The organism is Pseudomonas cerasi, from assembly GCF_027983475.1.
Taxonomy (GTDB): domain Bacteria; phylum Pseudomonadota; class Gammaproteobacteria; order Pseudomonadales; family Pseudomonadaceae; genus Aquipseudomonas; species Aquipseudomonas cerasi.
In genome coordinates, this window is record NZ_JAQJVM010000002.1 from 769,214 (window position 1) to 784,526 (window position 15,313).

General features: G+C 60.5%; 13 protein-coding genes. 11 read left to right on the plus strand and 2 right to left on the minus strand.

Annotated elements, in window-relative coordinates:
* The first annotated feature begins 225 nt into the window (after positions 1–225).
* From PI739_RS12555 to pdeM, 10 genes are all read left to right on the plus strand, one after another.
* The gene (locus PI739_RS12555) at positions 226–2,700 is read left to right on the plus strand and encodes a penicillin acylase family protein (RefSeq protein WP_054082121.1); all 2,475 of its coding nucleotides are present in this window, start codon (positions 226–228) and stop codon (positions 2,698–2,700) included.
* A gap of 416 nt (positions 2,701–3,116) precedes the next feature.
* A complete protein-coding gene (locus PI739_RS12560) occupies positions 3,117–4,163 on the plus strand; it encodes a ligase-associated DNA damage response exonuclease (protein WP_054082120.1) in 1,047 nt (348 codons plus the stop codon).
* A complete protein-coding gene (locus PI739_RS12565; RefSeq protein ID WP_054082119.1) occupies positions 4,160–5,863 on the plus strand; it encodes an ATP-dependent DNA ligase in 1,704 nt (567 codons plus the stop codon). Before PI739_RS12560 ends, PI739_RS12565 begins: the two co-directional genes overlap by 4 nt.
* Positions 5,864–6,206: 343 nt before the next feature.
* Positions 6,207–6,989, plus strand: coding sequence for a transporter substrate-binding domain-containing protein (locus PI739_RS12570; RefSeq protein ID WP_003363566.1), 783 nt, complete (start codon positions 6,207–6,209; stop codon positions 6,987–6,989).
* A 77-nt stretch (positions 6,990–7,066) separates the two neighbouring features.
* On the plus strand, positions 7,067–7,795 hold the full coding sequence (locus PI739_RS12575) for an ABC transporter permease (RefSeq protein ID WP_003363567.1): 729 nt from the start codon (positions 7,067–7,069) through the stop codon (positions 7,793–7,795).
* Entirely contained in the window at positions 7,792–8,502 is a 711-nt protein-coding gene (locus PI739_RS12580) for an ABC transporter permease (RefSeq protein ID WP_003363569.1), read from the plus strand. Before PI739_RS12575 ends, PI739_RS12580 begins: the two co-directional genes overlap by 4 nt.
* A gap of 12 nt (positions 8,503–8,514) precedes the next feature.
* On the plus strand, positions 8,515–9,633 hold the full coding sequence (locus tag PI739_RS12585) for a succinylglutamate desuccinylase/aspartoacylase family protein (protein WP_003431200.1): 1,119 nt from the start codon (positions 8,515–8,517) through the stop codon (positions 9,631–9,633).
* A 9-nt stretch (positions 9,634–9,642) separates the two neighbouring features.
* Positions 9,643–10,407 (plus strand): ABC transporter ATP-binding protein, encoded by a 765-nt coding sequence (locus PI739_RS12590; RefSeq protein WP_003431202.1) that lies wholly within the window; start codon positions 9,643–9,645, stop codon positions 10,405–10,407.
* A gap of 241 nt (positions 10,408–10,648) precedes the next feature.
* The gene (locus tag PI739_RS12595; protein ID WP_042930180.1) at positions 10,649–13,141 is read left to right on the plus strand and encodes a ligase-associated DNA damage response DEXH box helicase; all 2,493 of its coding nucleotides are present in this window, start codon (positions 10,649–10,651) and stop codon (positions 13,139–13,141) included.
* Positions 13,138–13,794 (plus strand): ligase-associated DNA damage response endonuclease PdeM, encoded by a 657-nt coding sequence (gene pdeM / locus PI739_RS12600; RefSeq protein ID WP_003363575.1) that lies wholly within the window; start codon positions 13,138–13,140, stop codon positions 13,792–13,794. The genes PI739_RS12595 and pdeM overlap by 4 nt, the downstream gene beginning before the upstream one ends.
* Before the next feature lie 65 nt (positions 13,795–13,859).
* On the opposite strand, the gene PI739_RS12605 is transcribed toward pdeM, so the two are convergent.
* A complete protein-coding gene (locus tag PI739_RS12605) occupies positions 13,860–14,078 on the minus strand; it encodes a hypothetical protein (RefSeq protein WP_003363577.1) in 219 nt (72 codons plus the stop codon).
* Positions 14,079–14,191: 113 nt separating this feature from the next.
* Positions 14,192–14,758 (minus strand): dCTP deaminase, encoded by a 567-nt coding sequence (gene dcd / locus PI739_RS12610; protein ID WP_002554836.1) that lies wholly within the window; start codon positions 14,756–14,758, stop codon positions 14,192–14,194.
* A 319-nt stretch (positions 14,759–15,077) separates the two neighbouring features.
* Between dcd and PI739_RS12615 the strand changes: the two genes are divergently transcribed.
* Positions 15,078–15,287, plus strand: coding sequence for a cold-shock protein (locus tag PI739_RS12615; RefSeq protein WP_002554837.1), 210 nt, complete (start codon positions 15,078–15,080; stop codon positions 15,285–15,287).
* Positions 15,288–15,313 lie beyond the last annotated feature (26 nt).

Genomic DNA, 15,313 nt, shown 5'->3' on the forward strand with positions numbered 1-15,313 from the left:
CGGCCTGCATTGCAGGCCGTTTTCATTTGAGTGTGCTGCATGCCTTCAGTTAGGGACCTAAGGCATGTAGCCACTGGCTGCCATGTAGCGCAGAGCGTTGCGAACTAAAGGCGTCTGGTCAGCCTCTGCAAAATCCTGAAATAAACTAGTCCGTGCCGCTTGCGTGCGGCTTGCCTGCTCTCTAACGTAGCGGCTTTTGTACGTTACCCCTCCAGGAGCTTGCCCATGGCCTCGCCAGCCCTTCGTCATTTTCTACCCCGATTCGGCGCTGCCGCCGCTGCGGCGAGCTTCCTGAGCCTTGCCGGCTGCCAGTTGGGCGGCGGCGATCCCGAGACCGTGCTGCCTGTTTCCGGGACGTTCCCGCTCAAAGGGCTGGCGCAGAACGTTTCGGTGCGCCGCAACACGATGGGTATGCCGCTGATAGAAAGCAGCAGCTACCACGATGCGCTGTTCACGCTCGGCTACGTCCATGCCGGTGATCGAATCGGTCAGATGCTCGGCATGCGCCTGCTGGCGCAGGGCCGTTTGTCGGAAATGGCCGGCGCAGATGCGCTGGACGTCGACCGCCTGATGCGCTCGGTCAACCTCAAGCAGAATGCCAGCGACCTGTACAACGCCGCATCGCCACGCTTGAAACGCTTCTTCGATGTCTATGCGCGCGGCGTGAACGCCTACCTGTTCCGTTATCGCGACAAGCTGCCTGCCGATATCGCCAGTTCGGGCTATAAGCCGGAATACTGGAAGCCGGAAGACTCGGCGCTGATCTTCAGCCTGCTCAACTTCAGCCTGTCGGTCAACCTGCAGGAAGAGCTGTCGGCGCTGGTTCTGGCGCAGAAAGTCAGCGCGGACAAACTCGCCTGGCTACTGCCGACCTACCCTGACGAAGAGTTGCCATTCGCCGAAGCCGACAAGCTCAAAGGCCTGAACCTGAACAATCAGGTCACCGGCCTGAGCGATCTGAACAGGATCGCCCTGCAGCTCTCGGACCTGAACATGCTCGGTGTCGCGGCCTCCAGCAACTGGGCCATCGCGCCACAACGCAGCCGAAACGGCAAGAGCCTGCTGGCCAGTGACATGCAGCTGCCTGCCGGGCTCAATTCTGCCTGGAGCTTCGTGCAGATCCGCGCACCAAAATACCAGGTGTCCGGTGTCACCATCGCCGGTATGCCGCTGGTGCTCAGCGGTTTCAACGGCAAACTGGCGTGGAGCATGAGCAACGTCAAGGGCGACAACCAGGACCTGTTTCTGGAGAAGATCAAGCGCGAAGGCAACCGCGTCTCCTATATGGCTGACGGCAAATGGCTGCCAGCGGCGGCTCATCAGGAAACCTTTCTGGTCAAGGGCGGCAGCCCGCTGCGTGAAACCGTGTACGAAACCCGCCACGGCGCGCTGCTCAACGCCTCTGCAACCCCGCCCGGCAACGGTTTGAGCCTGGCGCTGCAGGTTCCGAACTTCAAGGACGACAAGAGCCTGGATGCGTTCTTCGACCTGTCCCGTGCGCCTAACGTCGAGAAAGCCTTCGATACCAGCCGCGAGATTCGGGCGATCACCCTGAACATGATCTTTGCCGACGCCTCGAACATTGGCTGGCAGGTCACCGGCCGCTTCCCGAACCGCCGTGAAGGCCAGGGCCTGCTGCCTTCGCCGGGTTGGGATGGCAAGTACGATTGGGACGGCTTCGCCGACTCGATGCTCCACCCCTATGATCAGGACCCGCGCCAGGGCTGGCTTGCAGCGGCCAACCAGCGCACGATTCCGAAAGGCTACGGCATGCAGCTCTCCAACTCGTGGGGCTACCCGGAGCGCGCCGAGCGGATTGCCGAACTCGCCAACGGCGGCAAGCAGGACCTGCGCAGCACCATCGCCATGCAATACGACCAGACCACGACGTTCGCCGCCAAGCTCAAGACCATGTTCCAGGCGCCGGGCATGAGCAAGCCGCTCAAACAGGCCATTGATGCTCTGCCCGAAGCTGAGCGCAACAAGGCCCGCGAAGCGCTCACGCGCCTGATGGCGTTCGATGGCAAGCTCAGTGCGACGTCGGCTGATGCGGCGCTGTACGAGCTGTTTCTGCAGGAAAGCGCCAAGCAGATTTTCCTTGATGAGTTGGGCCCGGAAACCAGCCCTGCCTGGCAGGCACTGGTGGCCAACGCCAGTTCATCCTACTCGCCACAGGCCGACCACTTGCTGGGTCGCGATGACAGTCCATTTTGGGATGACGTCAAAACCGCGCAGAAGGAAGATAAACCGACCATCCTTGCGCGCAGTCTGGCGGCCGCCATCACCAGCGGCGACAGCCTGTTGGGCAGCGATCACAAGGCCTGGCAATGGGGCAAACTGCACCGCGACAACTGGGCCTCGACCAGCCCGCTGGCCAAACAGTTGGGTGGCGGCGAGTTCAACCGTGGCGCCACACCAGCGGGGGGTGATCACACGACGCTGAACGTGTCCGGCTTCGAGTGGGGCAAGGGCTTCGACGCCCGCATGGCACCCGGTCTGCGCATGATTGTCGACTTCAGCCTGGTCGAACCGATGACCGGACTGATCAGCACCGGCCAATCCGGCAACCCGGCCAGCCCGTATTACGCCAACAGCATCGAGCCTTGGCAGAAAGGCCAGTACCAGTCGATTCCGGTGCAACAACAGAACTACGAAAAGGGCTACGGCAAACAGCGCCTGACGCTGACGCCGGGCAAGTAAGCGCCGAAAGTGAGCATGGGCACGAGGGTGTTCTCCAGGACACCTATCGTTCCCACGCTCCAGCGTGGTAATGCCTTTCGTGACGCTCCGCGTCACACAGCGGTTCTGTGGTGTCAGGTGGATTTAGGCTCGACTCAAGTCACCTTTTCGCCCCTCGGCGAGTTACTTTGATGAGGCCAAAGTAGCCTACGCCTTTCGCTCCGGTTTCCGGCCCGACTTCGTCGGGTTCCTTCGCCCTGTCACTTACGTCGCACTCGGCGTCGTCTGTGCCATCGCGACAAAAAAGCGCTTTTATGCACGATAGTGTTCTTTTGGACATTTATCGCACCTCACGCTCCGCAGCCCTCACGCAAACTCCCCGAACTTCCAGATCCTTACCGGCTCATAGCTAACAAGCCCATCCATACGGTTGCCCCATGGATCTTGTCGTTGCACGCCCCGAAGGTTTGTACTGCCCACCCGGTGATTTCTACATCGATCCATGGCGTCCTGTCGAACGGGCAGTCATCACTCACGCGCATGGCGACCACGCCCGTACCGGCAACGAGCATTACCTGTCGGCGGCCAGTGGCGAGGGCATTCTGCGTTCGCGCCTCGGGCAGGACATTAATCTGCAGACCCTGGAATACGGCGAAACCATCACCCATCACGGCGTGAAACTGAGCCTGCATCCGGCCGGGCATGTGTTGGGGTCGGCGCAAGTGCGACTGGAGTACCAAGGCGAGGTCTGGGTTGCTTCCGGCGATTACAAAGTCGAGCCGGACGGCACGTGTGCGGCCTTCGAACCGGTGCGCTGTCATACCTTTATCACCGAATCGACCTTCGGCCTGCCGATCTATCGCTGGGCACCGCAGGCGCAGATCTTCGAAGGCATCAACCAGTGGTGGCGTGCCAACGCAGCCCAGGGCAAGGCCAGCGTGTTGTTCGCCTATTCGTTCGGCAAGGCCCAGCGCATTCTGCATGGCATCGACGCGCAGATCGGGCCGATTCTGGTCCACGGCGCCGTTGAACCGCTGAACCGTGTGTATCGCGAGGGCGGCATCTACATCCCCGAAACCCACTACGCCGGCGATTTCAAAAAGACCGATCCCGCACTGCGCCAGGCGTTGATTCTCGCCCCGCCTTCGGCAGGCGGCAGCAGCTGGATGAAGCGCTTTGGCGAATACAGCGATGCGTTTGCCAGCGGCTGGATGATGCTGCGCGGTACACGACGCCGGCGCGGTGTGGATCGTGGTTTTGTGCTGTCCGATCACGCCGACTGGCCGGGCCTGCTATGGGCTGTCGAACAGACCGGCGCCGAACGCGTCATGGTGACCCACGGTTCGGTCGGCATACTGGTGCGCTACCTGCGTGAACTGGGCCTGGATGCGCAAGGCTTCAGCACCGAATACGGCGATGAAGAAGACAGCAACCCGGCAACCAGCGAACCCGAGGCGGCAGGCACGGGTGAGGCTCAGTCATGAAAGCTTTCGCTGAACTCTACGCACAACTGGACGCGACTACGTCAAGCAACGCCAAACTTGCCGCCATGCGCGACTACTTCGAAAAGGCGGCTGCAGAAGACGCCGCCTGGGCGGTGTACTTTCTGTCAGGCGGACGTCCACGGCAACTGGTACCTACTCGTGTGCTGCGCGAGCAGGCAATGACCCTGGCAAATCTGCCGGAATGGCTGTTCGAAGAAAGCTATCAGGCGGTCGGCGACCTGGCGGAAACCCTGTCGCTGTTACTGCCCCAGGCCGACCACAGTAATGACGAAGGTCTGGCCACCTGGATGGAAGACAAGCTGTTGCCATTGCGCGGCCTGCCGCCTGAAGAACTCGCCGAGCGGTTGCCGCTGTTCTGGTCGCAGCTGGATCGCAGCAGCCTGATGGTCTGTATCAAGCTGATCACCGGCAGCTTCCGCGTCGGCGTGTCCAAGCTGCTGGTCACCCGTGCGCTAGCAGCGCTGGCAGACATCGACAGCAAGCGTGTCGCACAACGACTGGTGGGCTACACCGACCTGTCGCACCGACCCAGCGCCGAACGCTATTTGAAGCTGATCGCGCCTGAATCCGAAGATGAGCACGCCCAACGCGGCGGCCAGCCCTACCCGTTTTTTCTCGCCCACTCCCTGCAACAGCCCGCCGATCAGTTCGAGGAGTTGCTCGGTCCGGCGCAGAACTGGCAGGTGGAATGGAAGTGGGACGGTATTCGCGCGCAACTGGTCAAACGTGACGGACGCTTGTGGATCTGGTCGCGCGGCGAGGAGCTGGTAACCGACCGTTTTCCAGAGTTGCACAGCCTGGTGCAGTGCCTGCCGGACGGCACGGTGATCGATGGCGAAATCGTGGTCTGGAAAGCCCCCGATGCGAACCCCGATGCCGATGCGGAGTTTGCCTTGAACAGCGATGCGCCTGCGGCTGCGCCCTCGGTTCAACCGTTCGCCCTGCTGCAACAGCGCATAGGCCGAAAGACGCTCGGCAAAAAGATTCTTGCCGACGTTCCGGTCGTGGTGCTCGCCTATGACCTGCTGGAGTGGCAAGGCGATGACTGGCGCAGTCGCCCGCAACATGAGCGCCGTGCGCAACTGGAAGCCCTGATCGAAACCTGCCAGAGCGAGGTACTGATGCCCTCCCCGGTGCTCACCGGCAAGGATTGGCTCGACTTGGCCACCCAGCGTGAAGCCTCGCGCAGCCTGGGCGTCGAAGGCATGATGCTCAAGGCTCGCGACTCGTTGTATGGGGTCGGTCGCACCAAGGACATGGGGGTGTGGTGGAAATGGAAAATCGATCCGTTCAGTGTCGACGCCGTGCTGATTTACGCGCAACGCGGTCACGGACGACGCGCCAGCCTGTACAGCGACTACACCTTTGCAGTGTGGGACGGCCCGCCCGACGCCAGTGAACGCACCCTGGTGCCGTTCGCCAAAGCCTACTCGGGGCTGACCGATGAAGAAATGCGCAAGGTCGACGCCATCGTTCGCAAGACGACGGTGGAGAAATTCGGGCCGGTCAGCAGCGTCACCCCGACGCTGGTGTTCGAGCTCGGCTTTGAAGGTATCGCGCTGTCGAAGCGCCACAAGAGCGGCATCGCAGTGCGTTTTCCGCGCATGCTGCGCTGGCGGCAGGACAAGCCGGTCGCCGAAGCCGACAGTCTGGCGACGCTGCAGGACCTGCTGAACTAGAGCACCAAAAAGGCGCACGGGAAATACCGTGCACCTTTTTGAAACACCGACGAACGAATCATCCCGTCTCCACGCAGGAAACTTCCCGATTCGTTACCAATCTTCCGCTCTTTCTTACCTGAACAAGCATCTTGTGTCGGACCGGGCGATGAACACCAGCCCTGTAAGCGCGCATGGGCGGCCTATTGCCAGCCGTTTATATGAAATAGCGACAACCCCTTATATTTCAAACGCACGTTCGTTCCTCTGGTTCGGAAATTGCTAACCAATGCCTGTCTGGCACTTGCCGGTAGCACGCTTCGCGTATTCCCAACGCCCCATTTAAGGTTTTAAGGACTGAACAATGAAAAAAGCATGGCTGACTCTTTCTGCACTGGCTCTGTGCATCGCCGCCGGTAACACCATGGCCAAGGAATACAAGGAACTGCGCTTCGGCGTCGATCCATCTTACGCACCGTTCGAGTCCAAAGCGGCCGACGGCAGCCTGGTCGGTTTCGATATCGATCTGGGCAACGCGATCTGCAAAGAGCTGAAAGTCACCTGCAAATGGGTCGAAAGCGACTTCGACGGCATGATCCCTGGCCTCAAGGCACGCAAATTCGACGGCGTCATTTCCTCGATGACCGTGACCCCGGCTCGCGAAAAAGTCATCGACTTCTCCAACGAACTGTTCTCCGGCCCGACCTCGCTGGTGTTCAAGAAAGGTGCAGGCCTGACCGCCGACCCGGCCAGCCTGAAAGGCAAGACCGTGGGCTATGAGCAAGGCACCATCCAGGAAGCCTACGCCAAGGCCGTACTGGACAAGGCTGGTGTATCCACCAAGGCCTATGCCAACCAGGACCAGGTTTACGCCGACCTGACTTCGGGCCGTCTGGACGCCTCTATCCAGGACATGCTGCAGGCCGAACTGGGCTTCCTCAAATCGCCAGCCGGTGCCGACTACGAAGTCAGCAAGCCTGTCGACAGCGAACTGCTGCCGGCCAAAACCGCCATCGGCATTGCCAAGGGCAACAAGGAACTCAAAGCGCTGCTGGATAAAGGCATCAAGGCGATGCACGACGACGGCACCTACGCTGAAATCCAGAAAAAACACTTTGGCGACCTGAATCTCTATAGCGGTAAATAACACCCCGACGCCCATCGATTTCGGCGATGATTCGTCGCCCGATCGGTGGGCGTTTTTGTTGGTAACAAGGCCTATCCATGCTCGATGCACTCATGCAAAACCTGGGACTCTCGGCATTCAGCCTGAAGGGCTTTGGCCCGCTGTTGCTGGAAGGCACCTGGATGACCGTCAAACTGGCTGTGCTGTCGCTTGCTCTGAGCATTCTGCTCGGACTGATCGGGGCCAGCGCCAAACTGTCGAGCTCGGCGCTGCTGCGCGTGCCGGCGCAAATTTACACGACACTGATCCGTGGTGTTCCGGACCTGGTGTTGATGCTGCTGATTTTCTACAGCCTGCAAACCTGGCTCACCATGCTGACCGACGCGATGGAATGGGAATACATCGAGATCAACCCGTTCGGCGCAGGCGTCATCACCCTGGGCTTCATCTATGGTGCGTATTTCACTGAGACGTTTCGCGGCGCGATCCTGTCCGTACCTCGCGGTCAGGTGGAAGCAGCGACAGCCTATGGACTGAAACGCGGCCAGCGCTTTCGTTACGTCGTGTTCCCGCAGATGATGCGTTATGCGCTGCCGGGCATCGGCAACAACTGGCAGGTGCTGCTCAAGGCGACTGCGCTGGTGTCGATCATCGGCCTGGCCGATCTGGTCAAGGCGTCACAGGACGCGGGCAAGAGCACCTATCAGCTGTTCTACTTTCTGGTGCTGGCGGCATTGATCTACCTGCTGATCACCAGCGCCTCGAACTTCGCCCTGCGTTGGGCTGAGCGGTATTACGCCGCAGGCAGCCGGGAGGCACAGCGATGATCGAATTGCTGCAGGAATACTGGAAGCCCTTCCTTTATACAGATGGCGTCAACGTCACCGGCCTGGCGATGACCATGTGGCTGCTCAGCGCCTCCATCGCCATCGGCTTCTGCGTGTCGATCCCGCTGTCGATTGCGCGGGTGTCGAAAAACCGCTGGGTGCGCTGGCCGGTGCAGTTCTACACCTACCTGTTTCGCGGCACGCCCCTCTATATACAGTTGCTGATCTGCTACACCGGCATTTACAGCATTGCTGCGGTGCGTGAACAGCCGATGCTTGATGCGTTCTTTCGCGATGCGATGAACTGCACGATCCTGGCCTTCACTCTGAACACCTGCGCCTACACCACGGAGATCTTTGCCGGGGCGATCCGCAGCATGGCCCACGGCGAAGTCGAAGCGGCCAAGGCCTACGGCCTGACCGGCTGGAAGCTTTACGCCTACGTGATCATGCCGTCGGTGCTGCGCCGTTCGCTGCCGTATTACAGCAACGAAGTGATCCTGATGCTGCACTCGACCACCGTGGCCTTTACCGCCACGGTGCCGGACATCCTGAAAGTGGCGCGGGACGCCAACTCTGCCACTTTCATGACCTTCCAGTCCTTCGGTATCGCCGCCGTCATGTACCTGACCGTGACGTTCATTCTGGTCGGGCTGTTCCGCCTTGCCGAACGCCGCTGGCTGGCCTTTCTCGGCCCGGCCCATTAATCAGGACTGAACATGCGCCACCACACCCATGACTTGCTGTCGCCAGTGCCCGGCACTGGCCGGCAGATCCACAGCTTCCATTACGGTCCGCAAAACGGCACCGGCAAAGTCTATGTCCAGGCGTCGCTGCATGCCGATGAGCTGCCAGGAATGCTGGTGGCCTGGTACCTGAAGCAGCGTCTGGCCGAACTGGAAAATGCCGGGCGCCTGCTGGGCGAAATCGTTGTGGTGCCCGTCGCCAACCCGATCGGTCTGGAACAGGTGCTGATGGACACCCCACTGGGCCGCTACGAGCTGGAAAGCGGCCAGAATTTCAATCGCTGGTTCAGCGATCTCGGCACTCAGGTCGGTGATGACATTGCAGCCCGACTGACTGCCGACGCAGAGCATAACCGCGCACTGGTCAGGGACAGCCTGCTGGCGGCGCTGAATGCCCTGTCGGCGACCACCCAGTTGCAATCGCTGCGCCTGACCCTGCAGCGCCTGGCCTGCGACGCCGACATGGTGCTGGACCTGCATTGTGATTTCGAGTCGGTCGAGCACCTGTACACCACGCCCGAGGCCTGGCCAAAAGTCGAACCGCTATCACGCTACCTGGGCGCGCAAGCCAGCCTGCTGGCAACCGACTCAGGCGGGCAGTCGTTCGATGAGTGCTTTACGCTGGTCTGGTGGCAATTGCAGCAACGCTTTGGCGAGCGTTTTCCGATTCCCATGGGCAGCTTTTCAGTGACTCTGGAGCTGCGCGGACAAGGCGATGTGAACCATGCGCTGGCCAGCCGCGACTGTCAGGCGATCATCCATTACCTGATCGACGCTGGCATCATCGACGGCGATCTGCAGCCGCTGCCCGAACTGCTCTACCCCGCTACGCCACTAGCAGCGGTCGAACCGGTGGCTACGCCGGTCGGCGGCCTGCTGGTGTTCTGTGCGATGCCTGGCGAACACGTCGAGGCCGGCCAGCTGATTGCCGAGGTCATCGACCCGATCAGCGACACCGTGACCTGCATCCATGCCCTCAACGCAGGCCTGCTGTATGCGCGTTCGCTGCGCCGCATGGCGACTGCCGGCATGGTCATTGCGCACATCGCCGGCACCCAGGCCTATCGCAGCGGCTATCTACTTTCTCCTTGAGGACCTGTCATGCAAAAACTGACCATCGATGGCCTGCACAAAAGCTATGGCGACAATCACGTGCTCAAAGGCGTATCGCTCAAGGCCAGCAGCGGTGACGTCATCTGCCTGATCGGGGCCAGCGGCTCCGGCAAGAGCACTTTTTTGCGCTGTATCAATTTTCTCGAACAGCCCAGTGACGGGGCGATGAGCCTGGATGGCAAGCAAGTGCGCATGGTCAGCGACAAGGACGGCATGCGCGTTGCCGACCCGGATGAGCTGCAGCGTATCCGCACGCGGCTGGCGATGGTGTTTCAGCACTTCAACCTGTGGGCGCACATGACCGTGCTGGAAAACATCACCATGGCGCCGCGCCGGGTCCTGGGCGTGCCCAAGGCCGAAGCCGAGGCGCGCGCGCGCAAATACCTGGAAAAGGTCGGTCTGCCGGAGCGTGTTGCCGATCAGTACCCCGCGTTTCTTTCGGGTGGTCAGCAGCAGCGCGTGGCCATTGCCCGTGCGCTGGCGATGGAGCCGGAAATCATGCTCTTCGACGAACCTACCTCCGCGCTGGACCCGGAGCTGGTCGGTGAGGTGCTGAAAGTCATTCAAGGCCTGGCTGAAGAAGGCCGGACGATGATTCTGGTGACCCACGAAATGGGTTTCGCACGCAAGGTGGCGAGCCAGGTGGTGTTCCTGCACCAGGGCCAGATCGAAGAGTCCGGCCACCCGGACGAAGTACTCAACAATCCGAAAAGCGAGCGTTTGCAGCAGTTCTTGAGCGGCAATCTGAAGTAGCACCGATTGCTGCGTACACACGTTTGGACCACCCTCAAATCTCGTTCCCACGCTCCAGCGTGGGAATGGCCTTCATGACGCTGCGAGTCATAAACAGGACGCAGAGCGTCCAGAACGGCATGTCGACGCGGAGCATCGGCACGATGGGTAATCCAGGAGCGATCAGCCACATAACCATTTAAAACTATTACCCTTTCTCTGCTGTCTCTGACTTAACGCCACTCAGAGCACACTCAAACGGATGAGCAGACCCACCGATTTCGCTCGACGATGGTTTCTCGCCCGGGGCTGGAAGCCCTTTGCGTTTCAGAAGGAAGTTTGGGCAGCGGTAAAAAACGGTGAGTCCGGATTGCTGCATGCCAGCACCGGCTCGGGCAAGACCTACGCCGTGTGGTTCGCTGCGCTCAACCGCTTCGCCAAAGCCAATACGCTCACCGCTGACAACAAACCCCGCAAACGCAAACCGCCCGCTGAACCGCTGAGTGTGCTGTGGATCACGCCCATGCGCGCCTTGGCCGCCGATACCGCCAGAGCCCTTGAGGCCCCGTTGGCTGAACTGGATATCCCGTGGTCGGTCGGCTTGCGCACCGGCGATACCAGCGGCAGCGAACGGGCCCGGCAGAGCCGGCGGCTGCCCTCTGCCCTGATCACCACCCCTGAAAGCCTGACGCTGCTGCTGACCCGTGCCGACGCTCATGTCGCCCTGTCGACACTGAAGATGGTGGTGGTGGACGAATGGCACGAGCTGATCGGCAACAAGCGCGGCGTGCAGTTGCAACTGGCCCTGGCGCGCCTGAGGCGCTGGAATCCGCAACTGATCGTGTGGGGCATTTCCGCGACGCTGGGCAATCAGCAACACGCGCAGCAGGTGCTGATCGGCGACGGCGGCGTGACCGTGCAAGGCAAGATCGTCAAGGACTTACAGGTCGATACGCTGTTGCCGCCGTCCATCGAACGCTTCCCGTGGGCCGGGCATATGGGCTTGCGCATGTTGCCGCAGGTCGTCGCCGAGGTGGAAAGCAGCGCGAGCTGTCTGGTGTTCACCAACACTCGGGCACAATCGGAAATCTGGTATCAGGCGCTGCTGGAAGCCCGCCCCGACTGGGCCGGGTTGATTGCCCTGCATCACGGGTCGCTGGCGCGAGAGGTCCGAGACTGGGTCGAGCGCGCGTTGAAAGAAGGCGCACTCAAGGCTGTGGTGTGCACCTCCAGTCTGGACCTGGGCGTGGACTTTCTACCGGTGGAGCGCGTGTTGCAAATCGGCTCACCCAAAGGTGTCGCGCGCCTGATGCAGCGCGCCGGGCGCTCAGGCCACGCGCCGGGTCGCCCCTCGCGCGTGACGCTGGTGCCGACCCACAGCCTGGAGCTGGTCGAAGCCGCTGCCGCTCACGACGCCGTCGAAGCACGGATGATCGAACCCCGCGAATCACCGCTCCAGCCGTTGGACGTGCTGGTCCAACACCTGGTCAGCATCGCTCTGGGCGGTGGTTTCCTGCCTGATGAGCTGCTCGCCGAGGTACGCAGCGCCTGGGCTTACCGGGACCTCAGCGACGAGCAATGGCAATGGGCGCTGGCGTTTGTCCGCAACGGTGGCCACTCGCTGACCGCCTACCCTGATTATCGCCGTGCCGAACCTGACGAGGACGGCGTCTGGCGCGTCCCCGATGCGCGTCTTGCCAGACGTCACCGCATGAGCGTGGGGACCATCGTCAGTGAGGCCACCGTCAACCTGAAATACTGGAAAAAAGGTGGCGGCGGTGGCTCGCTGGGCAGCGTCGAAGAAGGCTTCATCGCCAGACTCAAACCCGGTGACGGCTTTCTGTTCGGCGGACGCTTGCTGGAGTTGGTTCGAGTGGAAAACATGACGGCCTACGTCAAGCGCGCGACCGGCAAAAAAGCCGCCGTGCCACGCTGGAATGGCGGTCGAATGCCGCTGTCCAGCGAACTGGCGGATGCCGTGGTGGAGAAGTTCGATGCCGCTGCACGAGGCGAATTCAACAGCCCGGAAATGCGTGCCATCAAACCCCTGCTGGAAGTGCAGCAGCAGTGGTCAGGGCTGCCACGACGCGACACATTGCTGGCCGAAACACTCAAATCCCGCGAAGGCTGGCACCTGTTCCTCTACCCGTTCGCCGGCCGACACGTGCACCTGGGACTGGGCAGCCTGCTGGCCTGGCGCCTGAGCCGGCATCGGCCGCTGACCTTTTCCATTGCCGTCAACGACTACGGGCTGGAGTTGCTCAGTGCCAGCGAGATCGACTGGGCGCAAGCGTTGCAGGCTGACCTGTTCAGCGAAACGGATCTGTTAGCCGATATTATCGCCAGCCTGAACGCTGGCGAGCTGGCCCTGCGACGCTTTCGGGAAATCGCGCGCATCTCTGGCCTGGTGTTTTCCGGCTACCCTGGCGCGGCCAAGAGCAATCGTCAGCTTCAGGCATCCAGCGGACTGTTCTTCGAGGTGTTCAAGCAGTACGACGCGGACAACATGCTGCTGACCCAGGCCGAACAGGAAGTCCTGCGTCAGGAACTGGACCTGCAGCGTCTGGAACTGACGTTGCGCCAGATCAACAGCCGCACGCTGGACCTGCACGCAATAAAGCGCGCGACTCCGCTGGCCTTTCCATTGCTGGTCGAACGCTTTCGCGAAAGCCTCAGTTCGGAGAAACTTGCCGACCGCATCGCGCGAATGGTCCGCGACCTGGAGAAAGCCGCCGGCCCGGAGACTGAACAATGAACCCGTATCTGGCTGTCACGCTGGCAGGAGAAGAGCTGTGGTTGCTGGCCGACAAGGCCATCTACTACCCCGCCGAACGATCCTTGCTGATTGCCGATGCGCACTTTGGCAAGGCGGCCGCCTATCGCAAGCTCGGCCAGCCGGTGCCGCACGGCACTACACAGGAGAATCTGCGCCGCCTGGACAGCCTTTTGAAGGCCTATCCCTGCGATCATCTGATCTTTCTGGGCGATTTCCTGCACGCGCCGGAATCTCACGCGGTCGGCACGCTGGCGGCGCTGGAACACTGGCGGGCAGAACGCTCGACACTGCGCATCACACTGATCCGCGGCAACCATGACAAACGGGCTGGCGATCCACCCGCTTATCTGGGCATCGATGTGGTCCCCGAGCCCTTGGCACTCGGGCCATTTGCACTGCAGCACGAGCCCGATCCGCACCCTGACCTGCACGTACTGGCCGGGCACGTTCATCCGGTGTATCGGCTACACGGGCGCGGCCGGCAAAGCTTGCGGCTGGCGTGTTTTTACCTGGGCCGGCAAGTTAGTCTGCTGCCAGCCTTCGGCGAATTCACCGGTGGTTTTCAGATTCGTCCCGCGCAGGACAGCACGGTCTATGTGACCGGCGGTGATGCGGTGTGGCGAGTGGCATAGCGTAGCCGGTCGCCCTATAAAAAACTGCCCACTGCTCGCGAGAGCAGCAGGCAGTCTTGTGATAATCAGGCCACAGGTGCAGGTGGCGGCTCGTCCGGAACAGTAGGCCCGCCTGGCTCGGTAGGCTGAAACGGAGTGTCGGGGCCTGGATCGCCAGGGATCCCGCCACCGACCATGTTCAGCTCCGGGCTGAGATCGGAATGAGCCATCAATGACCAGGCGAGCAGCCCGATCTCGTTAAGCGGAGATTGAACCTGTTCAGAGATTTTGAAAGTAGTCTTCATAGGGCACTCCAGATCAAAGGCCTTCGCACGTAATGAATGATGCGAAAGCATGTGAGCAGATAGAGTGCGGAATAGAGTATTAATTCAATTCCACTAGTCACCTGAAGCGCAAATCAGGTGCGTGGCAGGGTGACGCCACGCTGGCCCTGGTACTTGCCACCCCGATCCTTGTAGGACACTTCACACTCCTCATCGGACTCCAGAAACAGCATCTGCGCCACGCCTTCGTTGGCGTAGATCTTGGCCGGCAGTGTCGTGGTGTTGGAAAACTCCAGCGTTACATGGCCTTCCCACTCTGGCTCGAGCGGCGTGACATTGACGATGATGCCGCAGCGCGCGTAGGTGCTCTTGCCCAGGCAGATCGTCAGAACGTTACGCGGAATACGGAAATATTCCACCGTGCGTGCCAGCGCAAACGAGTTGGGAGGGATGATGCACACGTCGCTCTTGATATCGACGAAGCTTTTTTCATCGAAGTTTTTCGGATCGACCGTGGCCGAATTGATGTTGGTGAACACCTTGAATTCGTCGGCGCAACGCACGTCGTAGCCGTAACTGGACACCCCGAAAGAGATCACCCGATCGGCGCCTTCGCCACGTACCTGGCGCTCTACGAAGGGCTCGATCATCCCGTGTTCCTGCGCCATGCGGCGAATCCACTTGTCCGATTTGATGCTCATGGCGGTGTCCTGAATAGCAAGGTGAAAAAGATATCCGGCATCTTACCGGGCTGAGGCCGACGGTTCAAAGGCAACAGATCGCGAGTTTGCGTGACTGGCCGGGCTGTTTCGCTGTGAATGGAAATAATCATCAACAGACCATTGGCACGTTCGGAAAAAAGGGTTAAGGTGGCGTCACTGTGTTGCTTGTGTCACTGAGAATCTCTACACGATGTTGAATTTCGATCCAACCATCTCCATGAATTTTCCAGCTCTTTGCACTCAGTCTCGGCCAGGGCTCTTCCTACGCCGCAGTTAACTTTGTCCAAGGAGATATACTATGTCCAATCGCCAAACTGGTACCGTTAAGTGGTTCAACGATGAAAAAGGCTTCGGCTTCATCACTCCACAATCCGGTGACGACCTGTTCGTGCACTTCAAAGCTATCCAATCCGACGGCTTCAAAAGCCTGAAAGAAGGCCAACAGGTTTCTTTCATCGCTACCCGCGGTCAGAAAGGCATGCAAGCTGAAGAAGTTCAAGTTATCTAACTTGTACTGATTCGCTTAAAAACCCC